The sequence below is a fragment of the Mesorhizobium sp. WSM4810 genome, from assembly GCF_055811235.1.
Genome location: NZ_JBVVQV010000067.1, coordinates 1 through 2,577, shown reverse-complemented (window position 1 = coordinate 2,577; position 2,577 = coordinate 1). Strand labels below are relative to the sequence as shown.

General features: G+C 61.3%; 2 protein-coding genes. Both read left to right on the top strand.

Annotated features, from left to right (window positions below; translation table 11 throughout):
• Positions 1–476: hypothetical protein (locus AC0L3O_RS35260; protein WP_473618128.1), on the top strand; the 476-nt coding region annotated here is incomplete at its 5' end.
• The gene (locus AC0L3O_RS35255) at positions 473–2,542 is read left to right on the top strand and encodes a recombinase family protein (RefSeq protein ID WP_065006398.1); all 2,070 of its coding nucleotides are present in this window, start codon (positions 473–475) and stop codon (positions 2,540–2,542) included. The genes AC0L3O_RS35260 and AC0L3O_RS35255, both read left to right, overlap by 4 nt.
• Positions 2,543–2,577 lie beyond the last annotated feature (35 nt).

The following is a 2,577-nucleotide window of genomic DNA, read 5'->3' as shown; positions in this document are numbered from 1 at the left end:
CGGACTGGGCTCATAATGCCCGTTATCAGGATGGCGAGGCAAAGAAGATTGTCCGTTACGCCTTTCATCCGCGTTCGGGCGGGGAGATTTTTGTCACAGGCCGTCAGCGTTATTGCGGTGAGCCGGCCTATGTCGGGCGACAACCGGATGGCAGCCTGACGCTGATTCCGATCTGGATGACGGAAGAGATCGCCCTGTCGATGGCGGTTCGCGAGGCGCCCCGTTTTCCCCTTTCATGCCTGCGCGACCTGCGCCGCGAGGTGGATGCAGGTCTACGTTTTCTGCAGAGCGACTCACGCCAGCCAGGAGACGACCATGCAGCGCAGGCAATGCCGAACCGACCAGCCAGACCTGTTTTCCACGAAGGCTCCGCCATCGAGTCTTCCAGGCGAAGTCCGGGAACGCACCCTCCCGCTGATCGAGACCTTGCTGAGGGAAGCGGTGGTGAGCCAGACGGAACGGGAGGCAGATCATGAAGATCACCGCTGAACATCTCGCGCGCGGCGCCTATGTCTATGTCCGGCAGTCGACGGCCGATCAACTCGTCAACAATCCCGAGAGCCGGCGACGCCAATATGGCCTTGCCGAGCGAGCGCGATCCCTTGGCTGGAAAGAAGCCATCGTCATCGATGAAGATCTCGGTCGTTCAGGGTCTGGCATCAGCCGTCCGGGCTTTGAGAAGCTTCTGGCGGCGATCTGCGAAGGTCGGGTTGGTGCGGTCCTCGCCATTGAAGCCTCCCGGCTGGCCCGCAATGGCCGGGACTGGCATACGCTCATCGAGTTTTGCGGCCTTGTCGGAACGCTCATCATAGATGAGGACGGCATCTACGAACCGCGTCATCCCAACGACAGGTTGCTGCTCGGCATGAAGGGCACGATGAGCGAACTGGAGCTTTCGATCCTGCGGGCCCGCTCGATCGAAGCCCTGAAGCAGAAGGCACGCCGGGGCGAACTTTTCCTGACGGTGGCGATCGGTTACGTCAAGTCGGGCCGGAACCGGATCGAGAAAGACCCGGACCTGCGGATCCGCGAGGCGATCGATCTTGTATTCCGGCGTTTCGACGAACTGCAGAGCATCCGGCAGGTGCATCTGTGGCTGCGCAGCGAGGGCATTATGCTCCCTGCCGTAAATTACACGCGCGCGGCGGACAGGGCGATCGTCTGGAAGCTGCCCGTCTACAATACGGTGCACCACATTCTCACCAACCCGATCTACGCCGGCGCCTATGCGTTCGGGCGAACCTGCAGCAAAGTCACCATAGAGGCCGGACGCAAACGGATTTTGCGTGGGATCAGGCGCGATCGCGCCGACTGGGAGGTCTTGCTCATCGACCATCACGAAGGTTACCTGAGCTGGCACGATTTTGAGAGGAATCAGCGCCTGATCACGGACAATGCCACAAGCAAAGGCTTGGTGCCGCGCGGTGCTCTTCGCCGGGGCGAGTTGCTGCTCGGCGGTCTCTTGCGCTGCGGCCATTGCGGCCGCAAGCTGCATGTCTCCTATTCCGGCAGCAACGGCAATACGGGGCGCTATCATTGCCGCGGAGCGCAGCTCAACCACGGAACCGACCCGTGCATTGGCTTCGGATCGTTGCGGGTCGATCAGGCGGTCAGCGCGGAGGTTCTTCAACGCCTTCAACCGCTCGGCATCGAAGCGGCGATCAAGGCCATCGAGACCACCACCGTGCAGGCTGGAGAGAAGCGGCGCCATGTGGAGCTCGCACTCGAGCAAGCACGTTATGAAGCCGCCCATGCACGCCGCCAGTATGACGCCGTCGACCCGGACAACCGGCTTGTAGCAGGCGAACTAGAGCGACGCTGGAATGCCGCGCTCGTAGCCGTCCGCGAGCGTCAGGACGAGCTTGACGCGCTCGACCGCCACAAGCCTGAGGCTCTGGGAGAAGAGGAACGGCGGAGCCTGCTGCGCATGGGCGCCGATCTCGAACTGGCATGGCATCATGCCAACGCCACCGCCACCACGCGCAAGCGGATCATCCGTGCTGTGATCCGCGAGATTGTCGTCGCCATCGAAGACGACCACATCAAAATGCTGGTGCATTGGCAGGGCGGCGACCATACCGCGCTTTCGGTCAGGAAGAACAAGGCAGGCCATCACCGTTGGGGCGCCCCGCCGGACATCGAGGAACTGATCCGTGCCCTGGCACGCCAATTGCCGGATAGAGCGATCGCATCGCTTCTCAACCGGCTCGGCAAAACCACGGGTCGTCAGAACGGATGGACGCAGTCCCGTGTCTGCACTTTCCGCAACCAGCACGACATCGCCGTCTACAAAAAGGACGAACGGTCGGAGCGCGGCGAGTATACATTGCAGGAAACGGCTGCAAAGCTCGGGCTGCGGCCAATGACCGTGCTGCGCATGATCCGCGCCGGCGATCTGAAGGCCGAGCAGTATTGCAAGGGTACGCCCTGGATCATCCGTCATGAAGATATCGAGCAACTCGATATCCAGCACCATTCCGGCAGGAGCGGACACAGTCCATTATCACAATCACAGGATCAGCAGATCCAGCTTTTTCAATAACATAGCGAGGTGTGCATTATGTCGTGGGATCGGGC